Raw genomic sequence first — 26,545 nt, 5'->3', positions numbered from 1 at the left:
CAGGCCGGCATCGAGATTGATCGACGGAGACGCCATGTCCGCCTCGCGCGACGATACGATCGGTATCGCACCGAGCGCCCACGATGACGCCGCAGACCGCAAGCGCCGCATCTGGGCCATCGTCGGATCGTCCTCGGGCAATCTCGTCGAATGGTACGATTTCTACTGTTACGCGTTCTTCGCCCTCTACTTCGCGCCGGCCTTCTTTCCGAAGGGCGATTCCACCAGCCAGCTCCTCCAGACCGCGGGCATCTTCGCGGTCGGATTCTTCATGCGACCGGTCGGCGGCTGGCTGTTCGGGCGCATCGCCGATCGTGTCGGACGCCGGACCTCGATGGTCGTCTCGGTGCTGCTGATGTGCTTCGGCTCGCTGCTGATCGGCATCCTGCCGACCTACGAGCATGTCGGTACCCTGGCCCCGGTGCTGCTGCTCCTCGCCCGCATGCTCCAAGGCCTGTCCGTCGGCGGCGAATACGGCACCTCTGCAACATACATGAGCGAAGTCGCGATCAAGGGCCGGCGCGGCTTCTTCGCCTCCTTCCAGTACGTCACGCTGATCGGTGGCCAGCTTCTGGCCTCGCTGGTCCTGGTCCTGCTCCAGGCGGTGATGACCGGCCCGGAACTGACCGCCTGGGGCTGGCGCATCCCGTTCTTCATCGGCGCCGGGCTGGCGGTCGTCGCACTCTATCTGCGACGCTCCCTGGCCGAGACCAAGGACAGCAGTGACAAGGAGACCGCCGGCACCTTCGCCGAGCTGTCGAAGCACTGGCGGGCGTTCCTGGTCGTCGTGGCCTACACGGCGGGCGGCTCCCTGAGCTTCTACACCTTCACGACGTATATGCAGAAGTATCTCGTCAACACCGCCGGCATGCCGAAGACCTCGGCTTCGCAGACGATGACGGTGGTGCTGTTCGTCTACATGATCATCCAGCCGATCTTCGGCGCGCTGTCCGACAAGATCGGCCGCAAGGCGAACATGCTGCTCTACAGCGGCCTCGGCACACTCATGGTGGTGCCGCTGATGACGGCGCTCGGCACCAACAAGGATCCCTATCTGGCCTTCGCGCTGATCACCCTCGGGCTCGCGGTCGTGTCGTTCTACACGGGCATCAGCGGCATCGTGAAAGCGGAGCTGTTCCCCACCAACGTCCGGGCCCTCGGGGTCGGCCTCTCCTATGCGGTAGCCAACGCTACCTTCGGCGGTACCGCCGAGTTCGTCGCCCTGTGGTTCAAGGACAACGGGATGGAGAGCACGTTCTTCTGGTACGTCACCGTCCTGATGGCGATCGCCTTCGTGGCGTCGCTGATCATGCCGAACCCCAAGGTCCACGGCTATCTCGACGGCGCCGGCACCGTCGAGGAGGCGCTGGGGAAGAAGCGCGGCCTCGCACACGCCTGACCGGTGGGCCGTCCGGCTGGACCGGGCCCGACTTTCACGCTGATATGCCTCCCGCCGGACGCGCCAGACGTCCGCGGGAGGACGCCATGCTCAGGAAGGCCGCCGCCGGGGCACTGACCCTGCTCTGCCTCGCAACCGCTTCGGCATCCGAGGCCACCGAGGGGGGCTCCGGCGACACGCCGTTCAAGCCGAAACAGCCCGCGGGGTATTTCTTCGTCGGCGGCCGCTCCGCGACGGCGGCAGGCAAGACCACGGCCTCCGGGCAGATGTTCGTGGAGTATCGCGCACCGGCGCGGGTGACGCAGCCCTATCCGATTGTTCTGGTGCACGGCACCGCCCAGACCGGGACCAACTTCCTGGGCACGCCGGACGGACGGCCTGGCTGGGCTGACCGCTTCGCCGCCAAGGGTTTCACGGTCTACGTCGTGGATCAGGTCGGGCGTGGCCGCTCGGGCGGCGATCCGGAGACCTACGGGACCTATGCCCGCCTGCCCGTCGAGGATCTGGAGACGGTGTTCACCGGGCAGGAACGCGTCCCGCTCTACCCGCAGGCGAAGCTGCACAGCCAGTGGCCGGGCGGCCCGGGGGTGCGCGGCAACGCCGCCTTCGACCAGTTCTACCTGTCCCAGGTCCCCTATATCGCCAGCGCACTGAAGAGCGAGGAACTGGTCGATCCGGCCCTGATCGCCCTTCTGGAGAAGATCGGCCCCGCGATCCTGCTGACGCATTCGCAGGCCGGCGTCTTCGGCTGGGCGGTCTCCGATCAGCGCCCCGACCTCGTGAAGGCGCATGTCGCCGTCGAGCCCAACGGGCCGACCTTCTTCGACATCCGCTTCAAGGGCGGCGCCGATTGGTACGAGCGCGTCGGGGAGGCGCGGGCCCGGCCCTACGGCATCACCCGGGTGCCGCTGCATTTCGAGCCCCCCGTCAGCAGCCCGGCCGATTTGACGGTCGTTCAGGACGACCGCGCCGCCGCACCCGACAAGATCCGCTGCTGGCTTCAGGCCGAGCCCGCTCGCACGCTGCCGAACCTCGCCCGCGTGCCCGCCGTGCTCGTCACCGCCGAAGCCTCGTTCCGCGCCACCATGGATGATTGCACAGCTGCATTCCTGGCCCAGGCGGGCGCGAAACCGGACCGGCTGGCGCTCGCCGAGCACGGCATCCACGGCAACGGCCACATGATGATGCTGGAATCGAACAGCGATGCGGTGGCGGATGCGATCGTCGGCTGGATCGAGAACCGGGTCCACGCGCCGGGCCGTCCTTAACCGGTCGCTTACCCTGTCCCGGCGAGGGTGCCGCCGTCATCCGACGAGGGAATGCATGACCGACATGACCGACACCGTGGGCGTCGCGGGCGACCGCATCCGCTCGATCATCGAGCGCGTGGAACGGCTGGAGGAGGAGATCAAGGACCTGATGGAGGCCAAGAAGGAGGTCTTCGCCGAGGCCAAGGGCGAGGGTCTCGACGTCAAGGTGCTCAAGGAGATCCTGAAGATCCGCAAGCAGGACAAGGATGAGCGCGACGAGCAGGAGACGCTCCTCGACGTCTACCTGCGCGCCATGGATGCGCCCTCGCCGGCCCCAATCGCGGCCGCGGCCTGATCCTCTCGACGGAGTGCGGCGCCGCGCGCGCCGCCCTCCCCTCAGGACTGCGGGGAGCCCGCGAGATAGGCGGCGATGTTGCGCCGGATGCGCTCCAAGGGCTCCTCGCTCGGATCCGGCAGGACGAAGCGCGCCCCCGTGATCGTCTCGTAGGCGCGGATGTAGACCGCGGCCGTCTCCAGGACGACCTCCGCGGGAATCTCCGGAATCGGGTCCTTGTACGGATCGCAGCGGGCGACGACCCAATTGCGCACGAAATCCTTGTCGAAGCTCTCCGGCGCGGAACCCGCGGCGAAGCGCTCCGGATAGCTCTGCGCGAACCAGTACCGGCTGCTGTCGGGCGTATGGATCTCGTCGGCGAGGACGATCCGGCCTTCGGGATCGGTGCCGAACTCGTATTTCGTGTCGGCTAGGATGAGACCGCGCTCGGCCGCCAGCGCCGTGCCGCGGGCGAACAGCGCCAGCGCCGCGTCGGACACGGTGCGCCACTGCTCGGACGTGAGCAGCCCGCGTTCCAGAATCTCGGTCTCGGTCAGCGGTTCGTCGTGGCCACCGTCGAACGCCTTGGTGGTCGGCGTGATGATCGCCTCCGGCAGACGCTCGTTCGGCCGCATGCCATCCGGGAAACGGTGGCCGTACATATCCCGCTCCCCGGCGCGGTAGCGCGTCAGGACCGACGTGGAGGTGGTGCCGGCGAGGTAGCCACGAACCACCACCTCCACCGGCAGGATCTCCAGACGCCGGCCCACGACCACGTTCGGGTCGGGATAGGCGATGACGTGGTTCGGGCAGATGTCGGCCGTCCGCTCGAACCAGTAGCGCGCGGTCTGGGTTAGGACCTGGCCCTTGAAGGGGATCGCCGCGAGCGCCCGGTCGAAGGCGCTGATCCGGTCCGAGGTGATGAGGATGCGCCGGCCGTCGGGCAGGTCGTAATTGTCCCGGACCTTGCCGCGATAATGGTTCGGCAGTTCGGGCAGGGTCGCGTCGCGCAGGACCTGGTGCGCGTGCGGGGCGAGATCTGCCGTCTTCATCGGGCTTTCCGTCAGGCTGTGCGGCGACTGCGCCGCCTGATCTCTGTGCGCGGATGGGGCGGAGAATTCCAGTCCCGGGTTTCACCGAGGCCCGGCGCGCAGCTCCGGCCGCCACCCCGACCCCCGCGGCAGTGGGCGAGCGGCCCTGCCGCTCTGGCCGGGCCCGGCCGTCGGCCCTATCCTTGCCGTGGATGGCAGACGGTGAATTGCCGACTGCGAAATGCCGGCCGGTGCCGCCGGACGGCCGAGGCGCAATGTTCGAGACACCGCACCAAGCAAGCCGACAACCGTTCCTGCGCCGGATCGAGACCGTCGCCTTGTTCACGCTCAGCGATGCGGAGCGGGCCGCCCTCGTCGCGCTGCCGATGCAGGTGGCGCAGTTCGAGCCCAATCAGGACATCGTTCGGGAGGGCGACCGCCCCACCCGAAGCTTCACCCTGCTCAGCGGGATCGCCTGCACTTACAAGTCGACGCTGGCCGGCAAGCGGCAGGTGATGACCTACCACGTCCCGGGCGATGTGCCCGATTTCCAGAGCCTGTATCTGGAGGTGCTCGACATCAACATCGCCACGGTCAGTGCCTGCAGGCTCGGCTTCGTTTCGCATGACGCGGTCCGCGGGCTGATGCGTGCGCATCCGCGCCTCACCGAGGTTTTCTGGCGCGCCACCCTCATCGACGCCGCTCTGGTCCGCGAATGGATGCTCAACACCGGTCGCCGCGACGCCTACGCGCGGATGGCCCACCTGTTCTGCGAACTCGTGACCCGCCTCGGCGCGGTCGGGCTTGCACCGGATCGGACCTGCGAGCTGCCCATGACGCAGCCCGAACTCGCAGACGCCCTCGGCATAACGTCCGTTCACGTCAACCGCACGATCCGGGATCTCAAATCGGCCGGGCTGATCACGTTGCGCGACCGCCGCCTGACCGTCCACGACTGGCCGGGGCTGCAGGCCGCCGCCGGATTCGATCCGGCCTATCTGCATCTGCGGGATGCGGAGACTCGCTGAGCCAGTCGGCAGAGCGCCGGCTTTCGAGCCGACGAGGGCGCGCTGTCACCCTGCCCGACGTATCGACCGCCGTCGAAAGCCAAAGCCAAGCCGACGCGGGACCGAAGTCTGGATCTATCGGTAGGGAGATAACGCGGCGCCGTTTTCGCTAACCGTTACCGGAGCGGGCACTCAGCGGGAAGATGGTGCCCAGGGGCGGAATCGAACCACCGACACTGCGATTTTCAGTCGCATGCTCTACCAACTGAGCTACCTGGGCGTCGTCCGCGCCGGTGTCGGCCTCGGACGCCGCGGGGTATAGTCAGTGCTTCGCGGCCTGTCCAGCCTTGCCGTGACGTCGACACGACGGAAATGCCGGAAAAATTCATCGCTCCGGATCGGGCTCGGGCGGAACCTCGTCGGAATCGAGGTCCTCGGGGATCGCGTAGCGCTCGTTGAGCCACCGTCCGAGATCGACGTCGGCACACCGCTGAGAACAGAACGGCTGGAATTCCGGTGTGGACGGTTGCCGACAGATCGGACAGGGCGGCCGGCGCTCGCTTCTCATGCCAGGGCGCCCCAGCCGGCCCGCACGGGATACCCCTCCCCGTCGAGGAGGCTCAGGGTCTCGTAGAGGGGCAGCCCGACCACGGCGCTGTAGGAGCCGACCAGTTTGACGACGAACGCCCCCGCCAGGCCCTGGATCGCGTAGCCGCCGGCTTTCCCGCGCCATTCGCCCGACGCCACGTAGCCCTGGATATCGCGGCCCGAGAGCCGCTTGAATCGGACGCGGGTCTCCACGATCCGCTCCCTGCGTCCACGGGGCGAGAGGACGCACACCGCCGTGTAGACGCGATGCTGACGTCCGGAGAGCAGGCGCAGGCAATCCGCGGCCTCGTCGGGGATCTCGGCCTTCGGCAGGACCCGCCGCCCGACCGCCACAACCGTATCGGCCGACAGGAGCCAGGTGGGCGTCGTGGTGTCCTGGAGGTGCAGCGCCGCCTCGGCCGTCGCGAGCTTCGTCCGGGCGAGGCGGCGTGCCAGTTCGCGGGGCGGCTCAGCCTTGCGGGGCGTCTCATCGATCTCGGCCGGCAGGAGAGCCGCCGGTTCGATGCCGATCTGCTGCAGCAGCGCGAGGCGGCGCGGCGAAGCGGAGGCGAGCACAAGTCGCGCCGTCGGCCCCTGCGTCGCGCCGATCGCTTCAGGTTTGGCGTCCATGATGTTCCGTTCGCACAATCGACCGGAGCCGTGCGCGCCCTGCGCGGCGGCCCTTCGTCGGCCGGGACAGGCTCGATCCACCCGCCTGATAAGGGATGGGGTCGGGCTTGTGAACTCGGAGGGGCTTCGGCAGATGTCCCAGACCCCGGCCGGCCCGGGTCATGATCCGGGATACCCCCGCCCGCCCGCCGGCAAGAGTAGGCCGACCGAGCGCCGCGGCCGGCACTGTGATCGCGGCGCGGCAAGCCAGACTAGAGGTGCGGCTTGGCGATCTGACAAGCTTAGAGCAAGACGTCGTCCGCGATCGTAACCGACCGTTAACTACGTGTGGCTGAGAGTGTTGTCCTCCGAAGGGGATCGACATCGATGTTGAACGCTGATCCGCTCCTGCAGCGCCCGACGCTGGTGACCACGGCCCTGCTCGCCCGTGCCCTCGACGGGCTCCGGCCGCAGGTCACGTCGCCGGTCGAGATGTGGCAGCGTCTCACCGAGCACTACGTCGTGGATCTCGACGCCGTCGCGGCCCTCCTGCCCGCCGACGAACCGGAAACGCACTGGCTATCGTCCCGCGACTGAGGGCGCGCAGATCAAGTCTTCGGCCGTCCGCCCAACTGGCACACGACGTGCTTGAAGGGTCCGGCAACCGGGAGGAAGCACTCAGGCAACGACAACGCGGCGGCTCGCACGCCAGAGCACCCCGCGGACCTTTCGATCGCTCGAAGCTGAGGTCCGTCATGTCGGAATTGCTCTCTGTTGCCTTGGTCTGCGCCGGTACGCTTCTGGCTCAGGATTGCTCCCGCGACACCGCCCTGGACGTCATCATCGCCCCGGCGCACACGCCGATGGAGTGCCTGATGCACGCCCAGACGATGGCAGCCCAGGCCGGGTTGCCGGGGGGCAGCGACCGGTATCTCAAGATCGCCTGCGAGCATCGCCGGACCGAAGGCGAGCCCCGCACGGTCGTCCGGCGCGCGTCCTGACGCGGCCGGGCGCGTCGGCGGTGTCCGTGCCGTCGCGCCCGGCCGCGATTTGGTCTGGTGCATCAAAGCCACGTCACGATTTTTCTTGTTCGCATCCGCCGTTCGGACAGTTGCCGCCTCCGGGAACGGGACCCATCCTGCACGGCCACGCTGATGCAATTCAAACCCCGGCATCCGCCACCTTTGCCGCCCCGATGGCCCGCGTGCCGGGCAGGGCTCCAGCGAGTGCCTGCCCGATGCTGTACGACGCGTTCGACCTGCAGACCGACATCGCTGCCCAGACCCGGGCATGGGGCCGGCTGCTGAACGACATCTGGTCGCCCTGGATCGGGTTGGGCGAGCCGGTCACCTGGATGTCCGCCGGCGCCCGGATGATGATGCGCGCCGGTCTGACCTTCGCGCGGCCGCCCTACGGCATCGAGACGGTCAACGTCGGGAACCGGAGCGTCCCGGTCTCAGAGGAGCCGGTCGAGGTCACGCCGTTCGGGACGCTGCTGCACTTCAAGAAGGACATCCATACCGAGCAGCCCAAGGTGCTGATGGTCGCGCCGATGTCGGGCCATTTCGCCACGCTGCTCCGCGCCACCGTGCGCACCATGCTGCCCGACCACGACGTCTACATCACCGACTGGCACAATGCCCGCGACGTGCCGCTGTCGGAAGGCCAGTTCGGTTTCGACGACTACGTGGGCCACCTGATCCACTTCCTGCAGACGATGGGTGAAGGCGCCCACATGGTGGCGGTCTGCCAGCCCGCCGTTCAGGCCCTCGTGGCGGCAGCCGCGATGGCGCAGGCGAAGGATCCCGCCGCCCCGCGCAGCATGACCCTGATGGCCGGCCCGGTGGATTGCCGCATCAACCCGACGGGCGTGAACGCACTCGCGACCTCCAAGCCCATCGACTGGTTCGAGAAGAACCTGATCGCGACGGTCCCGACGCGCCACAAGGGCGCCGGCCGCAAGGTGTATCCGGGCTTCATGCAGGTCTCGGCCTTCATGGCGATGAACGCCAAGCGCCATATCCAGGGTCACGCCGATCTCTTCTGGCACATGGCCAACGGCGAGCGCGAGAAAGCCGAGGCGATCGAGACCTTCTATGACGAGTATTTCGCCGTGCTCGATCTCGCGGCCGAATTCTACCTGGAAACGGTCAAGACCGTGTTCCAGGATCACGCCCTGGCTCGGAATGCAGTGAGCTATCGGGGGGAGCCGATTGACCTGCGGGCGATCCGCCGCACCGCCCTGATGACCGTCGAGGGCGAGCGCGACGACATCTGCGCGGTCGGCCAGACCATGGCGGCCCATGATCTCTGCTCGGACCTCGCCCCCTACATGCGGACCCATCACCTCCAGGCGGGCGTCGGCCATTACGGGGTCTTCGCCGGGCGGCGCTGGGAGTCGCAGATCTACCCGCAGGTGCGCAACTTCATCCAGGCGCACAACTGACCGCGAGACCGGGGACGCGTCGCGCCGATTTGACCCGCCGACCCGCGCGGCCCACCATGCTACCGTCTTCTGATGGGAGCCCGGTTCGCGTGGTTCCTGGGGCCACTCCTGCGGCGTGAGGCGGAACGGTCGGCGTGATCGGCACCGAGAACAAGACCAGCGCGGACGGCCCGACAATGGTCTCCGCACGGCTCGACCGGCTGGTGGCTCGCGCCCGGGCGGCAGCCCTCTGGGAGCAAGCCTGGCCTGTCCTCTGGCGGGGGATCGGGGTCGGACTGATCTTCCTCATGCTGTCCTGGTCGGGGCTGTGGCTCGATCTCACGCCGATCTGGCGCCAGATCGGTCTGGGCATCCTGGGACTTCTCCTCGTCGCCGCGCTCGTACCGCTGATCCATATCGCCCGGCCCGATCGGCGCGTCGCCCTGGCACGGCTCGATCGTGAGGCGGCGGCCCGCGATCCGGCCCTGCGTCACGGACCGGCCTCCGCGGCGCAGGACAGCCTCGCCGTGGGTGCCGCCGATCCGGGAAGCCGGACCCTCTGGGAGCTCCATCAACGGCGGGCCGCGCAGGCGGTCTCGGCCCTGCGGGTCGGTTTGCCGAGGCCCGGCATGGTCCGGCACGATCCGTTCGCCCTTCGCGCCGGCCTCGTGGTCGCCGCCATCGCCAGCCTGTTCGTCGCCGGGCCCGAGTGGCGTCAGCGCCTTGGCGCGGCGTTCGACTGGCAGGAGCCCGCGGCGCAAAGCCCCAATTTCCGCGTGGACGGCTGGATCGACCCGCCGCTCTACACGCGGCTTCCGCCCCTCCTGATCGCCATGGACGGAAACGATCAGCGTCTGCGCGCCCCCGTCAACGCGCAGCTGATCGTGCGGATCGCCGGTCAGGGTAAGGCCGCGTCCGAGACGACGCTGACACCCAATGCCGGCTTGGTCCCCGTCCCGGGCCAGGAGGCGCGGCCCGATCTGCGCGAGGAGCGCTATCGCATCGTTGGCGGCGCCGAACTGACGATCGTGACTCCCGCAGGCCGGCAACGCCTCACCGTGGACGCGATCCCCGACCGACCGCCGGAGGTGACGGCCGTCGGCGGCCCCGAAGTGAACGGCCGCGGTACCTTCAACCTGACCTACCGCGCGAAGGACGATTACGGGCTCAGTTCGGCGGAGGCCGTGATCGAGCCGCTGAAATCGGCCCGTGCTCTGGTCCCGGTTCCCCACATCAATCTGGCATTGCCCGGGGACGCCAACGGCGAGTCCGACACGAAGACCCTGGTCGACCTCACCGACAGCCCATGGTCCGGGGCGCGGGTCCGCTATCACATCGTCGTCAAGGACGAGGCCGGTCAGGAAGGCCGGACGCCGGATGCCGAGATCGTCCTGCCGGCGCGCCCGTTCCGCGAGCCGCTGGCGCGGGCGCTCGCCGAGGAACGTCGCCGCCTCGTGACGGCACCCGATACGGACCGCCGGTGGGTTCAGGGGGCCCTGGACGCCCTCCTGGTCGCCCCCGACACGTTCACGCCGCAGCCTGCCATCTTCCTGGGTCTGCGGACGGCCACCGAGCGGCTGCGCCGCGCCCGGACGGACGCCGATCTCATCGCGGTGGCCGATCTCCTGTGGGAGATGGCCCTGAAGATCGAGGACGGTGACCTTTCGGATGCCGAGAAGCAGCTCCGCCAAGCCCAGGATCGCTTGAAGGAGGCGATGGAGCGCAACGCGCCCGACGACGAAATCAAGCGCCTGACCCAGGATCTGAAGCAGGCGCTCGACAAGTTCCTGTCGGAGATGGCGCAAAAGCAGGGCCGCGAGCCTCGCGAGCAGAGCGATCGCGGGCAGAAGAATGCTCAGTCGAAGACCGTCACGCCCGAGGATCTCGATAAGATGATCCAGGACATGGCGGAGGCCATGAAGCGCGGCGACACCGCCGAGGCACAGCGCCTGATGGAACAGCTGCGCAACATCCTGGAGAACCTGCAGACGGCCGAACGCGGAAGCCGGTCGGATCAGGCGTCCCGCGAGATGCAGAAGCAGATGCGCGATCTCGACGCCATGTCCCGCGAGCAGCAGGGCCTGCGCGACGAGACCTTCAAGGACGGCGAAGAGCCGCGCGGCGGCCAGCGCCAGCAGAATCGCGGTCAGCCGCAGCAAGGACAGCGCGGACAGCAGGGCCAGAGACAGCCGGGTCAGCAAGGCCAAGGACAACAGGGCCAAGGACAGCAGGGCCAGGGGCAGCAGGGCCAGGGGCAGCAGGGCCAAGGGCAGCAGGGCCAGAAGGGCGATGTCGGAGAGCGGCAGCAGGCGCTTCGGCAGCGGCTCGAAGATCTCCAACAGCGCATGAAGGAGAACGGCATGCGCGGCGAGCAAGGTCTCGCCGATGCCGAGGAAGCCATGCGCGAGGCCGAGAACGCCCTGAAGGACGGCGATTCGAGCGGGGCGGTCGACGCGCAGGGGCGCGCCCTCGACGGCCTGAAGCGCGGCGCCGACGGCATGGCGCAGCAGATGCAGGACATGGCCGAGGGCCAGGGCGAAGGCCAGCAGGATGGCGGTCAGCAGCCGGGGCAGCAGGGCCAGGCCGGGGCACGGGACGACGATCCCCTCGGACGTCCGACGCGCGGCCGCGATATGAGCGACGGACGTGTCCGCGTGCCGACAGCCGATGAATCAGCGGTCCAGCGCGCCCGGCGCATCATGGAAGAGCTGCGGCGCAAGCTCGGCGACCCGACCCGCCCCCGCGAGGAACTCGATTATTTCGAGCGCCTGCTCCGCCGCAACTGAGCGTCCGCACCCTCACGACGCGCCGAGCCGGATCACGGCTCCGGCCCCACCCGGATCCCCACCCGCATGTCGTCGAATACCCTCGTCCTGATCGCCTGCCTTGCCGTCGCCGCCGTCCTGCTCCTGGGCTTGGCCAACATGATGCGCGGCGGCAGCGCCAGTCTCTCGCAGAGGCTGATGCGCCTGCGCGTGCTCCTGCAATTCGTCGCGATCGTGATCATCATGGGCGTCGTCTGGTGGCGCTCGGCCTGAATTCCGCCGGGACGGGTGTGACCGCGCCGCCGCACCGAACACCTTTCCGCCCGGTAACGGATGAATTGGCCGCCGCATATCGCGGGCCTCTGCTACGCTCGGTAGAAGCAAATCGCTGCGCCTAACCGGCCGAGCCCGCATGACTGCCCCTTCCCGCCTCTGTCTGTTCGGCATCCTGACCGGGGCGGCGATCATGCCGGCTTCGGCCGCGGACGCGCCACCGCCGCCGCCTGCCGCCTACCTGGCCCCCGTCCAGCCGCTCAGCATCGTGTCCGAGATCCGGATCGGCGGCGCGGTGCAGGACCCGGGCAGCGCAGAGGGCAAGCTTCCCGGGTTCAGCAAGGCGAACGTCAACGGCGAGATCCTCTTCGCCAAGCCGATCCTCAGCGCCGATCCGTTCTGGCAGGCTTTCGTGCCGCGGCCGACCGTCGGCGGCAGCTACAACACCGGCGGCCGGACCAGCTACGCCTATCTCGGCGCGACCTGGACCCTCGAAGTCTTTCCTGAGACCTTCAATCGCCGCGTCTTCCTCGACGGGTTCTTCGGCGGCGTGGCCCATAACGGCTGGACCGGCCCGAAGGCGGAGACGCCCTACGGCTTCAACACGCTCGGGTGCTCACCCATGTTCCGCGAGGCGGCGGCTCTCGGCTTCCGTATCACGGAACATTGGAGCATCATGGCGACGATCGAGCACATGTCGAATGCCGGGCTCTGCGCGAATAATCGCGGCCTGACGAATTACGGCGGCAAGATCGGCTACACGTTCTGAGGCATCAAACCCTTTGGTCAAGCTCAACCGCATCTACACGAGGACCGGCGACAAGGGCACGACCGCCCTGGCGGACGGACAGCGTCGCTCGAAGGCGGATCTGCGGGTCGAGACCTACGGGACCGTCGACGAGACCAACGCCTGCATCGGACTCGCGCGCCTGCACACGCAGGGGCCGCTCGACCAGATGCTCGGGGCGATCCAGAACGACCTGTTCGACCTCGGGGCCGACCTCGCGACGCCGCCGAGCCCGGAGCCCCTCCCATACGAGCCGCTGCGGATCGTCGCGAGCCAGGTCGAGCGGCTGGAGCGCGACATCGACGGCCTGAACGAGGCGATCCCACCGCTGAAATCCTTCGTGCTTCCCGGTGGATCGCCGGCCGCGGCGGCCCTGCACCTCGCCCGCACCGTCTGCCGCCGCGCCGAGCGCCTGGCGGTCAGCCTCGCCGCCCGGGAGGACGAGACGGTGTCGCCGGAGGCGCTGCGCTACCTCAACCGCCTCTCCGACTTCCTGTTCGTGGCGAGCCGGGCCGCCAATTCCGACGGCGCCGACGACGTGCTCTGGGTGCCCGGCGCCAATCGTTGAGCCCGGGCCGAGGGGTTTTCGCCGGGCCGCCACGGCGCCGCGTTGACAAGGCGGAAATGTGGCCGTTACGGTCCGCGCGCCTTGCGTGCCCCCGCCACGCTGCGCCTTGCGCGCCGTGGAAGTGGCCTGCACGACGACAAGAATCCTCCGGGGAAGGATCGTGACCGCCATGAAGGTGCTGGTGCCCGTCAAGCGGGTTGTTGACTACAACGTCAAGATACGCGTGAAGGCCGACGGCTCCGGGGTCGAGCTCGCCAACGTGAAGATGTCGATGAATCCCTTCGACGAGATCGCCGTCGAGGAGGCGATCCGGCTCAAGGAGAAGGGCACGGTCACCGAGATCGTGGCGGTGTCGATCGGCCCGCAGCAGGCGCAGGAGACGCTGCGCACAGCGCTGGCCATGGGCGCCGACCGTGCGATCCTGGTCAAGACGGACGTGACCTGCGAGCCGCTGGCGGTGGCGAAGCTTCTGAAGGCCGTCGTCGAGAAGGAGAGCCCGCAGCTCGTCATCCTCGGCAAGCAGGCGATCGACGACGACTCGAACCAGACCGGGCAGATGCTCGGTGCGCTGCTCGGCTGGCCGCAGGGCACCTTCGCGTACAAGATCGAGCCGGGCGAGGGCAGCCTCGACGTGACCCGCGAGGTCGACGGCGGCCTGCAGACCGTCAGCCTCAGGCTGCCGGCCATCGTGACGACGGATCTGCGCCTCAACGAGCCGCGCTACGCGTCGCTGCCGAACATCATGAAAGCGAAGAAGAAGCCGCTGGAGGAGCTGACGCCCGACGCGCTCGGCGTCGACGTGACGCCGCGGCTCACGGTGCTGAAGACCGCCGAGCCGCCGGGCCGCTCGGCCGGCGTCAAGGTCGGCTCCGCGGCCGAGCTGGTGCAGAAGCTCAAGGTCGAAGCCGGCGTCATCTGATCCGCAGGCGGGGCTCCCGAGCCACGGTCGAGCCCCGCGCCACAACCCTCAAGGGCACCAGCAGACCATGACGACACTCCTTTTCGTCGAGCACGGCAACGGTCAGATCAAGGACGGGACGCTGAAGGCGCTCTCGGCCGCCAAGGAGATCGGCGCCCCGATCCACGCTCTGGTCCTGGGTTCGGGATCGCAGGCCGTGGCCGCGGCGGCGGCCAAGTTTGACGGCGTCGAGAAGGTCCTGAACGCCGAGGACGGCGTCTACGACCACGATCTTGCCGAGCCGGTCGCGGCGCTGATCGCGTCGATTGCCGAGCCCTACGACACGATCATCGCCTCGGCTTCGACGACCGGCAAGAACGTGCTGCCCCGGGTGGCGGCCCTGCTCGACGTCGCGCAGGTCTCCGACATCATCAAGGTGGTTGCGCCCGACACGTTCGATCGGCCGATCTATGCCGGCAACGCGATCCAGACCGTTCAGGCGCCGGCGGGCAAGAAGGTGATCACCGTGCGGACGGCCGCCTTCAAGGCTGCGGCCGAGGGTGGCGCGGCCGCCCCGGTCGAGGCCGTGTCGGCGGGAGCGCCCGAGGCCGGCGGCTCGACCTTCAAGGGCGAGGAGATCGCCAAGTCGGATCGCCCGGAGCTGGCCTCTGCGCGGATCATCGTGTCCGGCGGCCGCTCGCTCGGCTCGTCCGAGAAGTTCCACGAGTTGATCGAGCCGCTCGCCGACTCGCTCGGAGCCGCCGTCGGCGCCTCTCGGGCCGCCGTCGATGCGGGCTACGCGCCGAACGACTGGCAGGTGGGGCAGACCGGTAAGGTCGTGGCGCCGGACCTCTACGTCGCGGTGGGCATCTCGGGGGCGATCCAGCACCTCGCCGGCATGAAGGACTCGAAGGTCATCGTCGCCATCAACAAGGATGAGGACGCACCGATCTTCCAAGTGGCCGATTACGGGCTCGTGGGCGATCTCTTTCAGGTCGTGCCGGAGCTGCAATCCGAGATCGGCAAAGCCAAGGGTCAATAACGGAGCGGAATCTGGCAACCCGCGAGTATTGTCGCCGAAGGCGGATTCGCGGGTTCCTTCCGGATCGAAGATTGGTCTAGAACGCTGCGACGGCGAGACTTCGCGCGGTGCCGTCGCGCTCGTGCCCTCGGTCGAACCGGGCGGCCGTGTATCGGCATCCGCATTGGGGGCACAGGTCGGCACATGCATATGGAGATCAAGCGGGTCGGCATCATCGGCGCAGGCCAGATGGGAAGCGGCATCGCGCAGGTCTGCGCCACCGCCGGCCTCGACGTCCTGCTGAACGATCGCGATCCCGCCCGGCTCGAGAATGGTCTGACGGTCATCGAGGGCAGCCTGGGTCGCCTCGTTTCGAAAGGCACGCTGTCGGAGGAGGACAGCGCTCAGGTTCGGTCGCGGATCGTAGCCGCCCGGGACTTCGCCGCCCTCGAGCCGTGCGACCTCGTGATCGAAGCCGCGACCGAGAACGAGGCCACGAAGCGCGAGATCTTCAGCAGCCTGTGCGGATCGCTGCGTCCGGAGACGTTCGTAGCGACGAACACGTCGTCGATCTCCATAACGCGGCTGGCGGCGGCGACGGACCGGCCGGAGAAGTTCATCGGCATCCACTTCATGAATCCGGTGCCGGTGATGCAGCTCGTCGAGCTGATCCGGGGCATCGCCACCGAGGATACGACCTACGAATCCGCCAAGGCGTTCATCGCCAAGCTCGGCAAGACTTCGACGATGTCGGAGGATTTTCCGGCCTTCATCGTCAACCGCATCCTGCTGCCGATGATCAACGAGGCGATCTACACGCTCTACGAGGGTGTCGGATCGGTCGAATCGATCGACACGGCCATGAGGCTGGGCGCGAACCATCCGATGGGCCCGCTTCAGCTCGCGGACTTCATCGGTCTCGACACCTGCCTGTCGGTCATGCAGGTGCTCTACGAAGGCTTGGCGGATTCGAAATACCGCCCGTGCCCTCTGCTCGTGAAGTATGTCGAGGCCGGCTGGCTCGGCCGTAAGGCCAAACGCGGGTTCTACGATTACCGCGGGCCGACGCCGATCCCGACCCGCTGAGCCGTCAGGCCGCGGGACGGCTGGAGAAGCCGTCCCGGGTCGGTGTTATTTCGGCGCGTTGCCGTTAGCCCCCGGCTGCGCGGGCTGCGGATAGGACGGGTTACCGCCCGGCACGCCCGTGCTGTTGGTCGGCGACGCGGCGCCCGACTGCCCGTTCACCGAACCCGTCACTTCCTTGCGGGACGCGTCCTGGCTCTGGCTGGCGTAATCCTTCGGCGAATTGGCGCCGTTCCACGTGAGGAGACCCACGGTGGCGATCGCCAGCAGAACGAGGCTCCCCACCAGGACCCAGAGCATCGGTTTGCCGCGCTCGCCCTGACGGCTCTCGTTGGGATTCAATCTCTCGACCATCTGCAGGACCTTCCTCGGCGGGACGCCACACGCCGAAACGGGCGCTGTGCGACACGATCTCGTTACCGGCCGCCAACGCGGGGCCGCCGAGGCAGGTTCCTGCCGGATCGCGGTGTCACCGCCCGGTCGTCAGAAGGATCTTGCCGAGATGCGCGCTCGACTCCATGAGTTCGTGCGCCTCCCGAGCCTGCTCCAGCGGGAACGTGGCATGGGTGACGGACCGGATGCGCCCGGCATCGAGCTCGGGCCAGATATCCCGGCGCAGCCCCTCGGCGATCGCTGCCTTGTCGGCCTTCCCGCGCGGCCGGAGCGTCGAGCCGGTAAAGGTCAGGCGGTTGCGCATGATCGGCGTGATGTTCAGGCCATCGACCTTGTAGCCGCCCATCAGGGCGATCATCACGAGCCGGCCGTCCGGAGCCAGCGACTTCAGGTTCCGGGCGAGATAGCTCGCACCGATCATATCGAGGATCACGTCGACGCCACGTCCGTCGGTGAGGCGCTTCACCTCCTCGGCGAAGTCCGCCTCCTTGTAGTTGATCGCGGCATCCGCCCCCAGATCTTCGCAAAACCGGCACTTCTCGGCCGAGCCCGCCGTGGCGAAGACCCGCGCGCCGACATGCTTGGCGATCTGGATCGCCGTGGCACCGATGCCGCTCGATCCGCCATGCACGAGGAAGCTCTCGCCGGGCGCGAGCCGTCCGCGCTGGACGACGTTCGAATAGACCGTGAAGAACGTCTCCGGCAGGCCGCCGGCATCGACGAGCGAGACCGCCTTCGGACGCGGCAGACAATGGGCCGCCTCGGCCACCGCATACTCCGCATAGCCGCCGCTGATCACCAGGGCGCAGACCTCATCGCCGAGCGACAGGCCCGTGACCTCGCTCCCGATCGCGACCACACGACCGGCGACTTCGAGGCCGGGAATCTCGGTGGCGCCGGGCGGCGGCGGATAGACCCCCGCGCGCTGCGCGACATCGGGGCGGTTCACGCCGGCCGCCACCACTTCGATCAGGACCTGTCCGGGTCCCGCATGCGGCACAGGGGCGGTCTCGACGCTGATCACCTCCGGGCCCCCGGAACCCGCGAAGCGGATCTGACGCATGGTCCCGGGCAGGTCGGTGCTGGCCATCAACGATAATCCTTTGCGCGCACGTGATCTCAGCCGCGTTCACGCTGACGCGGTACGGCTCTACTTGCGGCAACGGGCGCGCTTGGCAAGCCGAAGGCGCCGCACGCGTCCATTGCCGATCCGAACGGCAAGCTAGCGGGCGGCCGCCTTGACGGCCGCCGGCAAGACGATCGCGCCCTGCGCTAGGCTCTTCGGCCAGACCGCGACCTGCTTGCCGTCCTGCCACTGCGCCATCAATCCGGTGACGAAGCCGGGACCGTATTTGATCGAGTGCGTGAACGGGTCGTCCTTGCCGTAGAACTGCGTCCGCCCCACGGTGCCGACCCAGTCGGTCTTCTCCAGGGCCTCGACGAGCTTGTCGGCCTCGGTCGAGCCGGCGCGCTTCACCGCATCCGCCGCGTAGTAGACCTGATCGTAGGCCATGTAGCCTGCGTAGGACGGATCGCTGCCGAAGCGCTTCTTGAACGCGTCGCTGAAGGCGAGCGACTTGTCGGTGATCGCCGCGCCCGGCACCGCGATGCTCTGGAAGATCACGCCCTGCGTGGCGCCGTTGGTGTTCGCCCAGAACGTCGAGGAGGTCGCCTGCGAGTTCATCCCCGTCATGGCGAGGGGAACCTGCTGGTTCTGCCACTGCACGGTCGGCTGCACGCCGACATGCGAGATGCCGGTGACGATCAGGTCGGGCTTGGCCGCCTCGATCTTGTTGTAGATCGGCGTGAAGTCCCCCGTGTCCGGCGAGAAGCGGATATGGTCGACGACCTTCACACCGATCTCGGGCAGGCACTTCTCGTAACCGACATCGAGGGGACGGGTCCAAGCCGCGTCCTCGCTCATGATCGCGGCCGTCTTCACCTTCATCAGATCGATCAGCATGTCCTTCGTGGAATCGCAGATCGACTGCGCCAGGGCCGCCGAGGTGAGGTAGCCGTGGAAGGAGTACTTGTTGCGCGCGTAGTCCTTGTGGATCGCGAGGCTGATCTCGTTGGAGGCGGCACCGGGCGTGATCATCGGCGTCTTGAGCCGCGCCGCCCAGGGCATCAGTGCCAGCACCACCTCGGAGATGTAGCTGGCGATGACGAGGTTGACCTTGTCCTCGGAGACCGCCCGCTGGAAGGCCCGGACCGCGTCGGAGGCGGACGACTTGTCGTCGTAACTGACGATCTGGATCTGGCGCCCGTCGATCCCGCCCTTGGCGTTGATCTCGTCGGCGGCGAGCTGGACCGCCTGCGGGATCGAGGCGCCGACGACCGACTGCGCCTCGGCGATGACCCCGATCCGGATCGGGTCGGCGGCGCGTGCCTGCGTCGACCCCAGCAATCCGGCCACTGCGAGCAGGGCCAGGACACGACTCGAAACGCTGCGTTCCATCGGCATGGGCTTCCTCCTGCGGTCCGTGCGGCTTTTGGCGCCGCATCGGATCCGAGGCAGGATTGTGCTCTATTCAGGCGCGTGAATACAATGTGCAGATAAGGAAAGCGGTGACAGATGATCCGTCTGCCGCGCGCACATCTGAAATCGCGATCCGACCGCGACGACGGCTGAGTTTGGATCCTACCGGGTGCCGTACATCCGGTCGCCGGCATCGCCGAGGCCGGGGACGATATAGCCATGTTCGTTCAGATGGCTGTCGATCGCCGCGGTCCAGACCGGCACGTCGGGATGGGCGGCCTGGAACTTGGCGAGGCCCTCCGGAGCCGCCAGCAGGCAGACGAAGCGCAGATCGGAGGCACCACGCGCCTTGAGCCGGTCGAGGGCCGCGATGGCCGAATTGGCCGTCGCCAACATCGGATCCAGGACCAGAACGGTCCTGTCGGCGAGATCGGACGGCGCCTTGAAGTAGTATTCGACCGCCTCCAGCGACTCGGGATCCCGGTACAGCCCGATATGGGCGACGCGGGCCGACGGAACCAGCGACAGCATACCATCGAGGAAGCCGACCCCGGCCCGCAGGATCGGCGCCAGGACCAGCTTCTTGCCCTGGATCTGACGCCCCTCCATCGGCTGGAGCGGCGTCTCGATCGTCACCGGTTCCAGCGGCAGGTCGCGCGTCACCTCGTAGGCGAGGAGCATGCCGATTTCGTTCAGGATCTGGCGAAAGCCCTTGGTCGAGCGGTTCTTGTCACGTAGCTGCGTCAGCTTGTGTTGCACAAGCGGGTGATCGACCACGGTGACCCGACCCGTCGGCATTCGCACCCCCTCCATCAGCAAAGGAGGACCAATGCCGGAGCCGACGCCAAGGCGCAACTCGACGCTGCGGCCCGGCGACAGCCCATGTGTCGAGGGCGCTCGGATGCACTGCGGAGCGCGCGGCGCAAAACCAAGTTCGGCGCGGGCCACCGGTCGCCGCAGAGATTGGCACGCTCAAGCGAGGCGCGGAATGTCTATCCAACAAGTGCCGGGTTGAAAGCCGCGGATCATGCTCCTGGAAAATCGCGGCCGCGCATCCTCATAACAGATCTTTTAGCATGGCCGGTCATTTTTATAGCAATAAGACCCAGATATAAGATCAAATCTGTGACAATAAAATCGCTATCTTTACACTATACACGACAATATATAAATAATACCGCATGCCATATTACAAAATTTTACTCTAGAGTGCTTGCCGCTGATGTCACTTGCCCGGATTAATTTAAGTTCTAAATCGGATCACGAGCATCCTTGCTTCCGATGCGACCCTTCGATCCGATCGGCCCTATTTATGCGCCTGACCAAGTCAATCACAGCAATGCTTGGAATCCTCTTCGGAGGGCTCGCACTGATATCGGCGGCTCAGGGTGGCCTGTCCCTTTATCAGCTCAGCGACATCGGTGAAGCGGCGACGACCCTCGCCGGAAACTGGATCCCCTCGCTGCAGAAAGTGGGCGCCATCGAGATGGCGGCATCCGAGGTGCGCATCAAGCAATACCGCCTCATCCTGCTGTCGGACACGCCTCAGCATCGGATGACCAACGCGGCCAACCTCGCGGAGACGCACGCACAGTTGTTGCGAGCCCGTCGCGCTTACGTGCCCCTGATCAGCACGGCTGAGGAACGGAAGCTCTACGATGCCTTCGCGGCCTCGTGGAGCCGATTCGAGCAAGCGGATCACGAGGCGCTTCGCCTGCTCGAATCGGGCCAGGAACGGGAGGCCCGCGCCCTCCTGGTGAACTCCGATGTCGTCGGCATGTACGATACCGCCCGTGCGGCCCTCGCGCGTCTGGTGGCCCATGACGAGGAGGCCGCGGCCCGGAACGCCGATACCGCGATGGCCAGGGTCAACACCGCGTCGGTGGCCGCATATGGAGCAATCGCCCTCGCCCTCGTGTCGGCTCTGGGCGCGGCGATCTTCGGCCTGCTCCGTGTTTCGCGCCCGATCGCCGCGATGACGGGTGCGATGAGCAAATTGGCCGAGGGCGACGCTTGCGCGGACATCCCGTTCAAGCACCGGCGCGACGAGATCGGCGCCATGGCGGCGGCGGTCCAGGTGTTCAAGGACAATCTGCTCCGCACCCATCAGCTCGAGGCCGAAGCAGAGGCAGCGCGACAGCATGCGGAGGCCCAGCGCAGGCTCGGGATGCGCCAGCTCGCCGATCGCTTCGCGGAGACCGTCGGCGGAATCATCGCGGAGGTCTCGGCCTCGGCCATCGGGCTGCAGACCACGGCCCGGTCCATGACGGCCACTGCGGCGGTGACCGCCGAGCAATCCACGACGGTCGCTGCCGCGGCCGAGCAGGCAGCGAGCAACGTCAGCACCGTCGCGGCGGCCGCCGAGGAACTCGGCACCTCCGTGCAGGAGATCGGCCGGCAGGTCGATGGCTCGGCCAACTTGGCGCGGGGTGCCGTGGACGAGGCAGATCAGACCGGTGCGCTTGTCCAGAAGTTGAGCGAGGCCGTGTCGCGGATCGGCGACATCGTCGGTTTGATCTCGACCATCGCCGGCCAGACCAACCTTCTGGCCTTGAACGCCACGATCGAGGCGGCCCGGGCGGGTGTCGCCGGACGCGGCTTTGCTGTCGTCGCCACGGAGGTCAAGGCACTGGCCGAGCAGACCGCCCGCGCCACGGAGGAGATCTCGAGTCAGATCACGCGGGTGCAGGCTTCGACGGGGGAGGCCGTATCGGCCATCGGCGCCATCACGGCGCGGATCCGCGAGATCAACGGGGTCGCGACCTCGATCGCCGCCGCAGTGGAGCAGCAGGGCGCGGCCACCCACGAGATCGTTCGCAACGTCGGCCAAGCCGCGGCGGGCACGAGCGAGGTGACCAGCAACATCGTCAGCGTCGCCGACGCAGCCGAAAAGACCGGCGCGGCGGCCGGTCAGGTTCTGGTCGAAGCGTCGCGGCTCTCGGAACGATCCGAGCACCTGAACGCCGAAGTGGCACGGTTCCTCGAAACCGTCCGCGCGGCCTGAACCGTCGGATGGGCGTCACGCCGGCGCTTGAATCACAGGGACGGCGCGTCCGAGCCCCTGAGCCCGGACGCCCACAGATGCAGGATCAGACGGAGCGATCCCCGCCCTCGGCCCGGCGCTTGGCCATGAAGGCATCGAACTGCTCACGATCCCGGGCGCGCTTCAGCTCCTCCACGAACTCGGAGAAGGCGCGGCTCTCTTCCTCGAGGGCACGCCGCTGCGCCTCAAGACGGTCGAGCTCGGTGCGACGGTACGCGTCGAAGGCGGCATTGCCGCTGCTGTCGCGTCGGTTGGCGGCTTCGAACGCCCGGGCGAAGCGCGAGGCGGGGCGTCCTCCCTCAAACTCGGAAGCCGCGCGCCGCGCCGCGTCGCGCATTTCCGCGAAGGCCGGATAACCCGCAACCTTCCAGGCCACCAACGCGAGGCCGACCGGCCACCAGTAGATGAAACCGACGACGATTGCGCCAATCTCCAGCGACCGGCGCGGGAACGGGCCAGTCCGGCAGAGCTTGCCGGTCGCCCAGGGTGAAGAGGTTTGAGAGGTCACGGCTGTGCTCCGCTGTTCATGTGAACGCGGTTAACATGCGGGTCCCGGAGGTGCCTTTCAAGGTCGTCCGAGACCGCCCTCGCGCTCGGTCTGTCGGGAGGCTCCGTGGACGAGCGCCAGGACCCCGGCCCGCAGCAACTCGTACTTGTCCGGAAAACCCGGCCCGCGTGGCAGATGTCCGGCGGCCGACAGGGTCGCGAGGCCGTGGGCCAAGGCCCACACCTCCAGGGCGATGAAGCGGGGTGCCACGCCCCCGAATCCGTCCGAGAACGTCGCCTGCAGCGCCTCGACCAAGAGATCGAACGGGCTCGGCCGCGACGCCACCGCATCGCTGGCCGCCGTGTCGAGGTCGCCGCCGCCGGTGGGGAAGCCGCGCGTCTCGAAGATCGCCGCGTAGTAGGCCGGCTCTTCCTCGGCGAAGGCGAGATAAGTCTCACCCATCCGCGTGAACCGCTCCAACGGCGTCCCGCGCGACGTCAGGGCCCGCGCCAGACGGGCGGCGAGTTCCGCGAAACCGCGCCCGGCCAGCTCCTCCAGAAGTGCCTCCCGGCCCCGGAAATGGCGGTACAGCGCGGCCGGGGTGACGCCGACGAGGCGCGCGGCTTCCACCAGGGTGAAGCCGCCGATCCCGCGCTCGGCGATGAACCGGCGCGCGGCCTCCAGGAGGGCCTCCTTCAGATTGCCGTGATGGTAGCTGCGCCGGTCGTCCGGCCCGTCCCGCCAGGGTCGCAAGATCTCATCATCCTTCGCGCGCCTGTTGCACCTCACAGGACCCCAGCGCCGCTGTCGAGTCCAAGGCCGCCAGAGACTGTGTCTCCAGGCCCGCCCTTCGGTATGACGGCCGAACGCGACGGTTGTTTCGGGCCGCCCCGCACCACGCTTGACCACCTCCCGAGCATGCAACACTATTACATCGGAAAATCCAGAGGGATCGACGATCCCCCGGACGGCGGCGAATGCCGGGGCTTCCAGTGCAGGACGACGAGCATCGCGCATGGCCTTTGTGAGCCTCAAGGCGTGGCGCGCCCGCTCGGCGGAGCGTGCCGAGATCGCGTCGCGCCTGAAGCAGGACCTGCGGTTGGCCCTGCGCCTCGGCGAGGACGATACCTTGGCGGTGAACGAGATCGCCTGCACCGATCCAGGCTGTCCCGACATGGAGACCATCGTGCTGGTGATGCGCGCCGGCGCGCCCACGCGGGCGCTGCGGATCCGGCGCCCCATCGACGCGGTGGATGCCGACGACATCGCGGCGCTGGCCGAGGAAGACCGGTCGTCCGGAGCGCCGTAGACCGGCGTCTCGACAATGTGATCGTGCGCGGGCGCTTTCGATCTTCGGGCCGCCCGGGATCTCGCGACGCGCCCGGGCGCGCGGCGTAGCATTCCTCAAACACCGCAATCCGGTCCATCAGCAGGCCGGGAGGAAAGCACGCCATGAAGAACCGCCGTCACATCCTCGCGCTGGCCGGCCTTGCCCTCACCTGCCCCATCCTGCTCGGAAGGCCGGCCCCGGCCAGGGCGGCCGAGACGACCCCGTTCTCGGACGCGGCCTTCGAGGCTGCGCAGAAAGCCGGAAAGCCGGTCCTGGTCGCGGTCAGTGCGCCCTGGTGCCCGATCTGCCGCACGCAGAAACCGATCCTCGCGAAGCTCGCGGCCGAGCCGCGCTTCAAGGACCTCCAGATCTTCGACATCGACTTCGACAGCCAGAAGGATCTGCTGAGGCGCCTCAACGTCCGGATGCAGAGCACGCTAATCGCCTACAAGGGAACGACCGAGGTCGGTCGCTCGGTCGGCGAGACGCAGCCGGAATGGATCGAGGGCCTCGTGGAGAAGACCCTCTGATCGGCCGCTCCTGCGAGGCCGGCCTGTCCGGTCCCGTTCAGGGAAGCTCCGACATAAGCCCGATGCGGGCCCGCGCGACGGGTCCGGCGGAGAACTTCACCGGTGTCGAGCGCCCTCCCGTCAGACGATCCGTGTCCCGATGCGATCGTGGCCGTACCCGTGCGAAACGAGGAGGAGCGGATCGCCGCCTGCCTGAAGGCGATCGACGCCCAGGAGGGTCTGGAACCCGGCCGCCTCGGGCTGGTGCTGTTCCTGAACAACTGCACGGACGGTACGGAGGCCCTCGTGTCGGCCCTGGTGCCGACGCTGTCGATCCCGGTCCGGGTGCTGAGCGAGGACTTTTCCGGCGCCCATGCCGGCTGGGCCCGGCGCAGGGCGATGGATGCCGCCGCCGCCTGGCTGGGTGATGCGGGGAATACGGGGATCATCCTGTCCACCGACGCCGACAGCCGGGTCCCGCCCAATTGGGTCGCCCGCAATCGCGCGGCGATCCGGGCGGGGGCCGACGCGGTGGCCGGCCGGGTCGAGCTCGATGCCGCGGAGGCGGCGCTGCTGCCGCCCTCGCTTCCTGCCCGCGGGCGCCTGGAGGATCTCTACGACGCCCTCATCACCGAGGCCGAGGCGCGGATCGACCCGGATCCGCACGATCCCTGGCCTTGCCATCGGACAGCGATCGGGGCGACCCTGGCGGTGACCCGAAGCGCCTACCTTGCGGTCGGCGGCATGCCCGAGATCCCCCTCGGGGAGGACGGTGCCTTCATCGCGCGCCTGCTCGAACACGGCTTGCGGGTCCGTCACGCCACCGATGTGTGCGTGACCATCTCGGCGCGACTCGCCGGTCGGGCTCCGGGCGGTGTCGCCGACACGATCCGCTCCCGCTGCGAGGAGCCCGACGCGCTCTGCGACGCCCGGATGGAGACCTTCCCGCGCGCCGTGCGGCGCTACGCCTGGCGCCGGCGGTTCCGTCGGATGCACGATCGCGGGCTGCTCGCCCGGAACGAGGCCTGGGCGCGGGCCATCGGAATCGCCCCCGTGGAGGCGCGGCGGATCGCTGCCCTCCCCCTTGGCCAGGCCATCGCCGAGGCTGAGCGGCTCAGCCCGGATCTGGCCTATCGTCCCATCGGTCCGCGGCAGCTGCCCGGCCAGATCCGGATCGCGCGGCTCGGCGTCGCCGCACTCCGCCTCGGTTTCGGCCTCCTAGGCTTCGCGCGGCGGATCGCGGGTTCAGCGGCCTCCGGCCGGCCGGTCGCGGATCCGCGGGGCAGCCGGATCTGATATCCTCAGAAACGGCCTTCCAAGACGTCCCGTGGGGCCATGCCGAACCGGCGGCGGAAGGCGCGGCTGAAGGCGGCCGCATCGGTGAAGCCGCAATTGGCCATCACGGACCCGATCCGGGTTCCGTTCGTGCGCGACCGCAGCCGCCGGTAGGCGCGGTCGAGACGCGCGTCGCGGATCTTTGCCGCCACGCCCTCGTCGCCCGTGAAGGCCGCGTAGAGCCGACTGCGCGAGACCCGCAGGGCGGCCGGAAGCGATTCGGGCCCGAAGGCGGGATCGTGCAGCCGGCGCTCGATATGGGCGAGGGCCAGAGACCGGACGGCTTCGCCGGAGAGATCGTTGTCCCCCTGGTCGCCCTGACCGTCGGCGAGCGCGCGCAGAAGATGCAACACGCCCTCCAGCGCGATGCCGGCCTCCGCCTCCGTCATGCCGCCGACCGTCTCCGAGAACGACCGAAGATAGGTCGCGAACAGGCCGCTAAGCGGCGTGGCCCGGAGCTTGCGCCCGATAAAGGCCGGCACGTTGCCCACTTGCGCCAGGAAGGCGGCACGGGGCACCTGTAGGCGGATCTCCTCGTAGGCGTCGCGGCTGCCGATCGCGAACGGTTGATCCATGGCATGGACCGTGATGTCGCCGGCGCTCAGCAGGGCGCCGCTGTTACCCTGCTCGACGAAGCCGCCCCCCTGAACGAGAAACGCGATCGCGATGTCGTCGCGCCCGTCCTGGCGCACATGGTGCGCCGTGCGCTCGACCCCGATCGGACCGCTGAGGGTGTGCAGGACCACGCCGTGCGTGGAGACCGCGAGCCTGCGGCCCGCCGTGAACGGCACATCGGGCGCGAGCATCGTCGCGTCCACCCGGGCCAAAGCTGTGCTGCGCCAGTAATCGAAGGCGCGCTTCTGCTCGACCGTGTCGGTCGTCTGGATGACGATGGGAACCGTCTCGCGGACACTCAAAGCAGGTCTGCCCC

28 protein-coding genes and 1 tRNA gene are annotated in these 26,545 nt (G+C 68.1%); 18 read left to right on the top strand and 11 right to left on the bottom strand.

Features of this window, described 5'->3' with window-relative positions; translation table 11 throughout:
- Positions 1–34: 34 nt before the first annotated feature.
- The 3 genes from ABC766_RS25580 to ABC766_RS25570 all read left to right on the top strand — a co-directional run bounded on the left by ABC766_RS25580 (position 35) and on the right by ABC766_RS25570 (position 3,004).
- Entirely contained in the window at positions 35–1,399 is a 1,365-nt protein-coding gene (locus ABC766_RS25580; RefSeq protein ID WP_043347663.1) for an MFS family transporter, read from the top strand.
- A gap of 86 nt (positions 1,400–1,485) precedes the next feature.
- Entirely contained in the window at positions 1,486–2,667 is a 1,182-nt protein-coding gene (locus ABC766_RS25575; protein ID WP_345819775.1) for an alpha/beta hydrolase, read from the top strand.
- A 55-nt stretch (positions 2,668–2,722) separates the two neighbouring features.
- Positions 2,723–3,004, top strand: coding sequence for a DUF2312 domain-containing protein (locus ABC766_RS25570; protein ID WP_020091862.1), 282 nt, complete (start codon positions 2,723–2,725; stop codon positions 3,002–3,004).
- 41 nt (positions 3,005–3,045) lie between these two features.
- Here ABC766_RS25570 and ABC766_RS25565 read toward each other — a convergent pair whose 3' ends face one another.
- Entirely contained in the window at positions 3,046–4,035 is a 990-nt protein-coding gene (locus ABC766_RS25565) for a phosphoribosylaminoimidazolesuccinocarboxamide synthase (protein WP_075380461.1), read from the bottom strand.
- Between the two features lie 254 nt (positions 4,036–4,289).
- Between ABC766_RS25565 and ABC766_RS25560 the strand changes: the two genes are divergently transcribed.
- Entirely contained in the window at positions 4,290–5,042 is a 753-nt protein-coding gene (locus ABC766_RS25560; protein ID WP_345819774.1) for a Crp/Fnr family transcriptional regulator, read from the top strand.
- Between the two features lie 183 nt (positions 5,043–5,225).
- Here ABC766_RS25560 and ABC766_RS25555 read toward each other — a convergent pair.
- The 3 genes from ABC766_RS25555 to ABC766_RS25545 form a co-directional block, all read right to left on the bottom strand.
- Positions 5,226–5,301 (bottom strand) — tRNA-Phe (locus tag ABC766_RS25555).
- Between the two features lie 105 nt (positions 5,302–5,406).
- Positions 5,407–5,589 carry a DNA gyrase inhibitor YacG gene (locus ABC766_RS25550; protein ID WP_075380462.1) on the bottom strand — a complete coding sequence of 61 codons (183 nt, stop codon included), beginning with the start codon at positions 5,587–5,589 and terminating at the stop codon, positions 5,407–5,409.
- A complete protein-coding gene (locus tag ABC766_RS25545; RefSeq protein WP_043380104.1) occupies positions 5,586–6,239 on the bottom strand; it encodes a Maf-like protein in 654 nt (217 codons plus the stop codon). Before ABC766_RS25545 ends, ABC766_RS25550 begins: the two co-directional genes overlap by 4 nt.
- Before the next feature lie 366 nt (positions 6,240–6,605).
- Here ABC766_RS25545 and ABC766_RS25540 point away from each other — a divergent pair, with 366 nt between their 5' ends.
- The 10 genes from ABC766_RS25540 to ABC766_RS25495 all read left to right on the top strand — a co-directional run bounded on the left by ABC766_RS25540 (position 6,606) and on the right by ABC766_RS25495 (position 16,041).
- Entirely contained in the window at positions 6,606–6,815 is a 210-nt protein-coding gene (locus tag ABC766_RS25540; protein WP_043758164.1) for a hypothetical protein, read from the top strand.
- A 158-nt stretch (positions 6,816–6,973) separates the two neighbouring features.
- On the top strand, positions 6,974–7,219 hold the full coding sequence (locus ABC766_RS25535; protein ID WP_043347682.1) for a hypothetical protein: 246 nt from the start codon (positions 6,974–6,976) through the stop codon (positions 7,217–7,219).
- A gap of 236 nt (positions 7,220–7,455) precedes the next feature.
- Complete coding sequence (locus tag ABC766_RS25530; protein WP_043380107.1) at positions 7,456–8,664, top strand: polyhydroxyalkanoate depolymerase; 1,209 nt, start codon at positions 7,456–7,458, stop codon at positions 8,662–8,664.
- Positions 8,665–8,840: 176 nt separating this feature from the next.
- Entirely contained in the window at positions 8,841–11,429 is a 2,589-nt protein-coding gene (locus tag ABC766_RS25525; protein WP_345822838.1) for a TIGR02302 family protein, read from the top strand.
- Between the two features lie 66 nt (positions 11,430–11,495).
- Complete coding sequence (locus ABC766_RS25520) at positions 11,496–11,681, top strand: twin transmembrane helix small protein (RefSeq protein WP_053609901.1); 186 nt, start codon at positions 11,496–11,498, stop codon at positions 11,679–11,681.
- A 139-nt stretch (positions 11,682–11,820) separates the two neighbouring features.
- Entirely contained in the window at positions 11,821–12,450 is a 630-nt protein-coding gene (locus ABC766_RS25515) for an acyloxyacyl hydrolase (protein ID WP_043380114.1), read from the top strand.
- A gap of 13 nt (positions 12,451–12,463) precedes the next feature.
- Complete coding sequence (locus tag ABC766_RS25510) at positions 12,464–13,036, top strand: cob(I)yrinic acid a,c-diamide adenosyltransferase (RefSeq protein ID WP_043380117.1); 573 nt, start codon at positions 12,464–12,466, stop codon at positions 13,034–13,036.
- Positions 13,037–13,205: 169 nt separating this feature from the next.
- On the top strand, positions 13,206–13,955 hold the full coding sequence (locus ABC766_RS25505; protein WP_043351331.1) for an electron transfer flavoprotein subunit beta/FixA family protein: 750 nt from the start codon (positions 13,206–13,208) through the stop codon (positions 13,953–13,955).
- Positions 13,956–14,022: 67 nt separating this feature from the next.
- Complete coding sequence (locus ABC766_RS25500; RefSeq protein ID WP_111473846.1) at positions 14,023–14,976, top strand: electron transfer flavoprotein subunit alpha/FixB family protein; 954 nt, start codon at positions 14,023–14,025, stop codon at positions 14,974–14,976.
- Positions 14,977–15,159: 183 nt separating this feature from the next.
- Complete coding sequence (locus ABC766_RS25495; RefSeq protein WP_043758171.1) at positions 15,160–16,041, top strand: 3-hydroxybutyryl-CoA dehydrogenase; 882 nt, start codon at positions 15,160–15,162, stop codon at positions 16,039–16,041.
- A gap of 45 nt (positions 16,042–16,086) precedes the next feature.
- On the opposite strand, the gene ABC766_RS25490 is transcribed toward ABC766_RS25495, so the two are convergent.
- The 4 genes from ABC766_RS25490 to upp all read right to left on the bottom strand — a co-directional run bounded on the left by ABC766_RS25490 (position 16,087) and on the right by upp (position 19,708).
- On the bottom strand, positions 16,087–16,392 hold the full coding sequence (locus ABC766_RS25490) for a hypothetical protein (protein WP_043351325.1): 306 nt from the start codon (positions 16,390–16,392) through the stop codon (positions 16,087–16,089).
- 115 nt (positions 16,393–16,507) lie between these two features.
- Positions 16,508–17,521, bottom strand: a complete 1,014-nt coding sequence (locus ABC766_RS25485; RefSeq protein WP_043351323.1) for an NAD(P)H-quinone oxidoreductase — start codon at positions 17,519–17,521, stop codon at positions 16,508–16,510.
- Positions 17,522–17,653: 132 nt separating this feature from the next.
- On the bottom strand, positions 17,654–18,895 hold the full coding sequence (locus ABC766_RS25480; protein ID WP_345819773.1) for an ABC transporter substrate-binding protein: 1,242 nt from the start codon (positions 18,893–18,895) through the stop codon (positions 17,654–17,656).
- Between the two features lie 177 nt (positions 18,896–19,072).
- On the bottom strand, positions 19,073–19,708 hold the full coding sequence (gene upp / locus ABC766_RS25475) for a uracil phosphoribosyltransferase (protein ID WP_345819772.1): 636 nt from the start codon (positions 19,706–19,708) through the stop codon (positions 19,073–19,075).
- A gap of 514 nt (positions 19,709–20,222) precedes the next feature.
- On the opposite strand from upp, the gene ABC766_RS25470 reads away from it, so the two are divergent.
- Complete coding sequence (locus ABC766_RS25470; protein WP_345819771.1) at positions 20,223–21,914, top strand: methyl-accepting chemotaxis protein; 1,692 nt, start codon at positions 20,223–20,225, stop codon at positions 21,912–21,914.
- An 85-nt stretch (positions 21,915–21,999) separates the two neighbouring features.
- On the opposite strand, the gene ABC766_RS25465 is transcribed toward ABC766_RS25470, so the two are convergent.
- On the bottom strand, positions 22,000–22,461 hold the full coding sequence (locus ABC766_RS25465) for a DUF2852 domain-containing protein (protein ID WP_345819770.1): 462 nt from the start codon (positions 22,459–22,461) through the stop codon (positions 22,000–22,002).
- Between the two features lie 57 nt (positions 22,462–22,518).
- Positions 22,519–23,193, bottom strand: coding sequence for a TetR/AcrR family transcriptional regulator (locus ABC766_RS25460; RefSeq protein ID WP_342142791.1), 675 nt, complete (start codon positions 23,191–23,193; stop codon positions 22,519–22,521).
- Positions 23,194–23,455: 262 nt separating this feature from the next.
- Between ABC766_RS25460 and ABC766_RS25455 the strand changes: the two genes are divergently transcribed.
- From ABC766_RS25455 to ABC766_RS25445, 3 genes are all read left to right on the top strand, one after another.
- Positions 23,456–23,749 carry a hypothetical protein gene (locus tag ABC766_RS25455; RefSeq protein ID WP_342142789.1) on the top strand — a complete coding sequence of 98 codons (294 nt, stop codon included), beginning with the start codon at positions 23,456–23,458 and terminating at the stop codon, positions 23,747–23,749.
- Between the two features lie 143 nt (positions 23,750–23,892).
- Positions 23,893–24,300: a thioredoxin family protein gene (locus ABC766_RS25450; RefSeq protein WP_342142787.1), complete on the top strand. Its 408-nt coding sequence runs from the start codon at positions 23,893–23,895 to the stop codon at positions 24,298–24,300.
- 147 nt (positions 24,301–24,447) lie between these two features.
- On the top strand, positions 24,448–25,575 hold the full coding sequence (locus tag ABC766_RS25445) for a glycosyltransferase (RefSeq protein ID WP_345819769.1): 1,128 nt from the start codon (positions 24,448–24,450) through the stop codon (positions 25,573–25,575).
- A gap of 5 nt (positions 25,576–25,580) precedes the next feature.
- Here the strand turns inward: ABC766_RS25445 and ABC766_RS25440 are convergent, their stop codons facing one another.
- On the bottom strand, positions 25,581–26,531 hold the full coding sequence (locus ABC766_RS25440; protein WP_345819768.1) for a helix-turn-helix domain-containing protein: 951 nt from the start codon (positions 26,529–26,531) through the stop codon (positions 25,581–25,583).
- Positions 26,532–26,545 lie beyond the last annotated feature (14 nt).

The sequence above is a fragment of the Methylobacterium fujisawaense genome (genome assembly GCF_039619325.1).
In the GTDB taxonomy this organism is placed as follows: domain Bacteria; phylum Pseudomonadota; class Alphaproteobacteria; order Rhizobiales; family Beijerinckiaceae; genus Methylobacterium; species Methylobacterium fujisawaense.
The sequence above is the reverse complement of the archived record's forward strand: the minus strand, read 5'-3'. Positions and strand labels throughout refer to the sequence as shown.